7 protein-coding genes are annotated in these 6078 nt (G+C 69.0%); 2 read left to right on the top strand and 5 right to left on the bottom strand.

All coding sequences use genetic code 11. The features are described 5' to 3' along the window. On the top strand, positions 1 to 507 hold a 507-nt coding region (locus tag PKH97_RS12690), incomplete at its 5' end, for a hypothetical protein (protein ID WP_324387853.1). Here PKH97_RS12690 and PKH97_RS12685 read toward each other — a convergent pair. The 4 genes from PKH97_RS12685 to PKH97_RS12670 all read right to left on the bottom strand — a co-directional run bounded on the left by PKH97_RS12685 (position 492) and on the right by PKH97_RS12670 (position 4997). Next, positions 492 to 2429 carry a hypothetical protein gene (locus tag PKH97_RS12685; protein WP_324387852.1) on the bottom strand — a complete coding sequence of 646 codons (1938 nt, stop codon included), beginning with the start codon at positions 2427 to 2429 and terminating at the stop codon, positions 492 to 494. The two genes, PKH97_RS12690 and PKH97_RS12685, sit on opposite strands and share 16 nt — an antisense overlap. Positions 2430 to 2599: 170 nt before the next feature. Then, entirely contained in the window at positions 2600 to 3472 is an 873-nt protein-coding gene (locus PKH97_RS12680) for a hypothetical protein (protein WP_324387850.1), read from the bottom strand. Continuing rightward, on the bottom strand, positions 3415 to 3861 hold the full coding sequence (locus PKH97_RS12675) for a hypothetical protein (protein ID WP_324387849.1): 447 nt from the start codon (positions 3859 to 3861) through the stop codon (positions 3415 to 3417). The genes PKH97_RS12680 and PKH97_RS12675 overlap by 58 nt, the downstream gene beginning before the upstream one ends. 32 nt (positions 3862 to 3893) lie before the next feature. Then, positions 3894 to 4997: a BTAD domain-containing putative transcriptional regulator gene (locus tag PKH97_RS12670; protein ID WP_324387848.1), complete on the bottom strand. Its 1104-nt coding sequence runs from the start codon at positions 4995 to 4997 to the stop codon at positions 3894 to 3896. A 26-nt stretch (positions 4998 to 5023) separates the two neighbouring features. Here PKH97_RS12670 and PKH97_RS12665 point away from each other — a divergent pair, with 26 nt between their 5' ends. Then, positions 5024 to 5530: a hypothetical protein gene (locus PKH97_RS12665; RefSeq protein WP_324387847.1), complete on the top strand. Its 507-nt coding sequence runs from the start codon at positions 5024 to 5026 to the stop codon at positions 5528 to 5530. A gap of 42 nt (positions 5531 to 5572) precedes the next feature. Here the strand turns inward: PKH97_RS12665 and PKH97_RS12660 are convergent, their stop codons facing one another. Next, entirely contained in the window at positions 5573 to 5821 is a 249-nt protein-coding gene (locus PKH97_RS12660) for a hypothetical protein (protein ID WP_324387846.1), read from the bottom strand. Positions 5822 to 6078: the final 257 nt, after the last annotated feature.

Genomic DNA, 6078 nt, shown 5'->3' with positions numbered 1-6078 from the left:
CACGGCAACGATCACCTCGGTGGCGGGAGCGGCTCTCACCGTGACGCTGCTGACGCTGCCGCGCCAACGCTGTCGGTCAACGCGTTTGGTCCGACCTACCGGAATTCGCCGAGAATCGTCTCGGTGGTGCCGAAAGGCGCCCCCGTGGATGCGCTGCCGGCCAGCACGTGGACGTTCAGGACAAAGAGGTGTGATGTCGACGTGTGCCCTGGATATGTGCTCAGTTCGAGCGGAGCCAAATATGGGTGGGTGCGGGACGGAAAAACATTGCATTTCACCCGCGCCGACGAAAAGATCAGCGTGGCCTGTGGGTCGACGGGGCGCATGACGGCGAGGAGGATCTCTTCGATCGACGCCGTGCACGCTTCCAATGTCGCCGCCGCCGGACACATCACCGGCTTCACAATGTCCGTTGCCGAGAAATTGCACGTCGATAAGCTCGAGAATTGCCGGCTGCATCCCGGCAACTGGACTCAATCGACGTTCGAGTCTCACATCGCGGAATGAGGGCGTAGCCTGCGCCGCCGTCGCCAGGCGGCCATGCCGCCGAGCAGGACCACGAGGGCGGACACCCCGCTGGCGGCCCCGATCCCGATGGTCTGCGAGCGGTGGTCGGCGGCCCGCGCAGCGCTCAGTGCTGCGGTTGCCGCGGCGGCGTCGCCACGATCCAGCTCGGCGCGGGCCGCCTGCACATCCGCGCTCGGAGACGCCAGCGACCGGCCGATCCGCTCGAAGAGATTGGATGGCTGCGCAACGGCGTCCGCAGTCGCGCGGTAGTCGGTCGTCGCAGCCGTAAGGGCGGTCAATTGCCTTGTCAGCGACCGATATTGCGCGACCGAGTTGGCCGCCTCATAGGACTTGCGCACGGTGGGGAAGGTCAGCCCGGCCGGCTGGGCAGCCCTGGTCAGTCCCGCCGCGGCCTTGGCCGGGCTTGTCGCGTCCAGCATCGCGCGACCGGCCGCCCCGTAGTCCCACGTCGCCATCGGCACACGCACGCCGCGCGGCGGTGACCACGTCCCGTCGCTCTTGTCGAACGCGGCATACGTCTTGCGCGCCGCGGCGCGTTCGCTCAGTTCGCCGAGGTCGTCCTTGCCGATCACCCACTCGCGCATGATCGCGTCGGTCTTGGCGTTGCCGCCCGTTATGGCGAACAGGTCGTATGCCTGTCGCCACCCCGAGTTGGCCGCGGTGAGGGGTGACTCGCCCGGGATCGCATACGGGCTCGCGCGGGTGACGAGGCCGTCGACGAGGTCTCCGGTGGTGGCCTTCGTTGACCCCGAGAGCAGGTGGTCGACCACCCACCAGGAGGCCGGGTAGCCATACGCCTCATTAGGCGTGGACTCTCGTGATCCGGTTGGCCAATCGGCCAGGGCGAAGGCATTATTCGCGCTCCGCGTCACCGGCAGGTGGTCCTCGTCCTTGGTGCCGAGCGCCTTGGCCGCGCGCGTCGTCAGCGCGCCGGCCAGACCCTCGACGAGCCACCGTCCTTGCAGGTGGTCGTAGTTCGCCCAGGCGTGCGCGAGCTCGTGATAGAGCAGGGCGGGCTCGAGCTTCTCGGAGATGGTGATGGTGCCGCCGTTGTAACGTCCGTCGTAGCCGCTGACATTGTTGGTGGCGTCCTCCTGGATCGTCACCTTCCCATCCGGCCAGGGCGCACCGGCCTCCTTCACCAGGGCGGGCACGGCATCGGGCAGGGCCTTGGCGATATAGCTCAGCCAGACTTTGTCCCCGGGGAAGGCCTCGATCGTGAAGGAGTCCGAGCCGATCGCCAGCGTCTTGGTGGTCTTCTGGCTCTCATCGCGCAGCGCCATCCGTGCCCATAGGCCACTCTCGCCGCCGCCGTGGAAGGTCGATGTCCGCAGATCGCCGTCCTCGGTGGAGTCATAGGAAGCATTGAGGGTCAAGGCCATCCAGCGGGGCGCGGTGATGTCGATGGTGGCGGCCCCGGCGTCACCGGGACTGTAGACCTCGAAACTGGCGAAACCCGGCCCGACGCGCGCGGCGTCCTTCGACCGGAAGGTGCCGCCCGGAATCGTGTAGCGCACCTCGATGGTGCGTGACTGGCCATAGAGCAGCCGCGACGGGAAAGCGAGATTGGCATAATCGAAGCCCTGCTGGGTCCTCGTCGACACGCTCACGGGCGCGCCGTTGGAGGTCGCGCGCAAGCCCTTGACGCCCGTGGGCAGCCACAGCGCATACTCCGACCAGTAGTAGTAGGTCGTGGCGGTCGAGGGCTGGACATTGGTGAACGTGATGGTTGTCGTGACCTCGACCGGCGAGCCATCATCGCGCACGTCGTAGTGCGCCGTCCCCGTAACCCGGATGCCCTCCTGAGCGGATGCCGCGGTCGGGGCAACTGCGATCCCGGCGCCGACGAGCGCCGCCGCGAGCGCGACGCGCAGGGACGCGCGGAGGGGAGCGGGCGGCATGCGGCGAGCGTATGCCGTTCATCCGCTCCCGCTCAGGCGGCCCGACCGCCGCAGCCCGACCGTGAGCTCCGGGAGCGATCCGGCCCGGACCGCCGGGGATGCCACCCATTTGCCGGCGCGCCTGCTAGGCGCCCGGGGCCTCGATCGGCACCACGCGGGTGTCGGGGTGCTCAGGGCGCGTGCAGCAGCGCCCGCAGTGCCTCGCCGGCAGAGGCGGGCTCGGGAAGTGTTGCGGGTGGGGGACCGATGAGCGTGGTCAGCCGCTCCCGGGTCGTGGGCGTGGGCGGCACGCCCTGACCCGACTCCGCGCAGGCCCACGCCAACCCCGCCAGTTGGGCAGCCAGCGAGGAGCCGGGATGCAGGCTGGCCAGCCCGGCGGCGGCCAGGGCGGCCGATCCCGGGTCGAAATGGCCCAGCCGCGCGGATGCCTCGCGTAATGTCAACTCCGCCACCGCGCGCTCGTCGCGATCGAGCATCGCCAGTCCGATGTCTCGGCGGATCACCGCAGCCGTCCGGTGATTCCCGCTGCGCTCCAGGACGGCGAGGGCGTCCGCGAGTTCGGTGGTGAGCAGGAGGTTCCCGCCCTGTTCGGCGGTCGTCCGGGCGACTTCCTGAGCCATCAGGGCGGCGGTGACCGGCGAGGCGTCCCCCTTTGCGCAGGCGAGCAGGCGGCGCTGGAGTTCCTGGACGCGCCCATTAGCCCGGACTCGGCTCAGCCCGAGGGCGAACTGCAGGGTGACAACGGCAGCGTGGGCGTCGCCGAGCGCTGTGAAGGTCTCGGCCACCTCGATAAAGCCGTCCGTCGCATCCGGTGACGTGACATCGGTGCTGTCGATGGCCATGCCCAGTTGGCGCACATTGGCATCGACCCACGGGTAACCGGCAGCCTGGGCCGCCGCGGTCGCGGACGAGAGATCGCTGAGCGCGTCGGCCCGCAGCCCGGACCACGCACGTCCCACGCTGCGGAAGGCGTACGCCATCGCCGTCAGCGACTTCTCGGGCGGATCCGTCGATTCGAGCAGGCCGATGGCCTGGTCCAGCAACGCAGGTGGGTGGCGAAGCGCGCCAGGCCACCGCCGCGCGTCAAACCGATCAGCGCGCTCGCTCGGCCGAGCGGGTCGGAACCCTCGACCGATCCGTCCAGCGCCGCCGTCAACCAGGCATGACCCTCCTGCGCTCTGCCGAAATAAGCAAAGAAGTCGGTCAAGCCGGTCGCGAGTCGCAGGATCACGGCGGGGTCGGACGTGGCCCATCGGGCCAGCGCCGGGTCCAGATTGGTCCATTCGCTCGCGGCGTCATTGATTCCGGCGACCGACGGGACCGCGGCGTAGCGGGTCCGCAGCCTCAAAGTCAACCAGGCCTCGAGGGCCTCGGAGGCAAGGGGCTCGCCGTGAACCGCACCCGCCTCCCATACCGCCTCCAACTCGGCCACCGGCGGCAGCACCCGGTAGCGCAGGGCGGGGGTTACCCCCCGCGCGTCTCGGTCACCACCAGGGAGGTCGCCACCAACTCGCGAAGGAGGCGCTGACGCGGGACGGAGCCACCGGCGATCAGGTCCACCAGCGAGGCAGGTGCCCCACCGGGGAGCTGGCGCAACACCCGCAGCAGGCGGTCGGCCTCGGCCGAGAGCTGCGTCATGCTGTCGTTGACCAGTGCGGTGAGTTCGCCGACCGCATGATCGCCGTCGTCGTCGCCGGCTGCTCCGGACAGTAGTTCGATGGCGAGGGGGAGGCCGCCACTGCGGGTCGCGATCCGGCGAATGCGCTCCTGATCGTCAGTGCCCAGCCGCTCGGCAGCAAGTTCGAGGGCATCCTCGGGGTTCAGCGGCGGGATCAACAAGGGGCGTTCGCCACTGACACCCAATGTGGTGCGCGATGTGACGACGATCGTCACCTGCGGCAGGGCAGTGGTCACCGCCAGGCACAGCAGCCCAGTCTCGCCGGTCACCTCATCGGCGTTGTCGAGGACGACGGTGGTCGGCGCCGGGCCGGCTCCGAAGATAATGGCGTCGAGGCAGCGGGTCGTGGTGCTGTCACCCGGCGTCATCCCCATCGCGGTGGCGACCCGGTGAGCGACGTCGTCGGGGCGGACTCCACGCAGATCAACCCAATGGGTCACACCGGCATGCCCGGTGCGATGGATCCATTCGATGATCAGGCGCGACTTGCCGATCCCGCCGAGTCCGTGGAGGGTCACGATCTGGTGGCGGGCCACGATGCGTCCGAGCAGATCGAGTTGCTCTTCCCGCCCGACGAACGGCGTCATCGGACGAGGAACGGCACGTGGGAGGGTCGCCCGGCTGCCGGTGGCCAGGATCGGGTCGGCGGCATTGCGAAGCAGCTGCTGGTGGCACAGGTGCATCTCGCGGCCGGGTTCGATGCCGAACTCCTGCACCAGGACAGCTCGACCCTTGCCGTATGCCGAGAGCGCCTCCCGCGTGCGCCGGGCTTGGGCGAGCGCCCGCATGGCGAGCACCCACCGGGTCTCGCGTTCGGGCTCGGCGCGCGAGTTCGAGGATCCGGTCGCGGGACTCGACCTCGACCAGCGTCCACCAGAAGGCCGGCCCACGTCTCCTCGGCGGTGCGTCGCCGCTGGTGAAGGCGACGCACGCGAGCCTCCCAGGCTGGCAGATCTTCGGTGACTGGCTGATGAATGCGGTCGATCGCTGTGCGCAGGCGTTGTGCGGCGCCGGAAGGATCGATACCGGCGATGTGGTCGGCCTCGAGGAGATCGCGCTCGACAGTGTCGATGTCCACCACATCCGGCCTGAACCGATAACCGTCCGTGCTCGAGGCGAGCCAGCGGCTGCCTCGGGAGTTGGCCGGGTCGAGATCGCGCCGGAGCCGGAACACATGGACGTGCAGGGTCTGGGGCGACCCACCCCCAGCCGGCCAGATGGCGTCGACCAGCGCGTCACTGCTGAGCCAGGTGGGGGTGGCCAGCAAGGCCAGTGGGAGCCGCCGACGGACGACACCCCTGACGACGACCGGCCGGCCGTCGACAGAAAGGGTGAGGCCGCCGAGCACGCATACCTGCAGACCATCGAGCGGGACTGTAGGTGCGTGCATGCGCACATTGTGATACCCCGTAGGCGTTCCTGACCGTCAGTAGGGTCACCTGGTCTCCGGTGTCTGATCGATAGGTCACGTCGGGGGAGCGAAGACCCGGATGCCCTTCTCCCAACTGTGGACGTAGATCCGGCCGCCAGCCACGGTGGCGCCGCCCGATGCTTGGGCCGTGGTGCTGATTGCGCCTCCGTCCCTAGCCAACTCGCCGGTTGTCCGGTCGAAGCCGTAGATGTAGCTGGAGTAGTAGTGCGTGACGGCGATGATCAGGTCTCCGGCCGCCGCGAGCGTCGGACTCGCCACCGCTGTGGTCTTCGACCAGAGCACGTCGCCGGTAGACGTGTCGTAGGCGCGCAGGACCGAGCCGGTGTCGCTCGCATCGCCGTGTAGAGAATTCCGCCGACGATCACGGGCACTGAGGTGAAGGGCTCGTAGCGAGACCACAGAACGGCCCCGTCGGAGGCACGGACAGCGCCGAGGTAGGTGTACGAGCGCAGATAGACCGTGCCGCGATCGAGCACCGGAGTGGCTAGGTGTGGTCACCTTCTCTGGCCCCGGGTAGGCCGCTGATCGTCGCGAATGTC

The sequence above is a fragment of the Nostocoides sp. genome, from assembly GCF_035343835.1.
Lineage (GTDB): Bacteria > Actinomycetota > Actinomycetes > Actinomycetales > Dermatophilaceae > Nostocoides_A > Nostocoides_A vanveenii.
This window is presented reverse-complemented; position numbering and strand designations above follow the sequence as displayed.

Coding starts and splice junctions, on each gene's coding strand:
- PKH97_RS12685 (WP_324387852.1), bottom strand. CDS start 2,429: ATGCCGCCCGCTCCCCTCCGCGCGTCCCTGCGCGTCGCGCTCGCGGCG.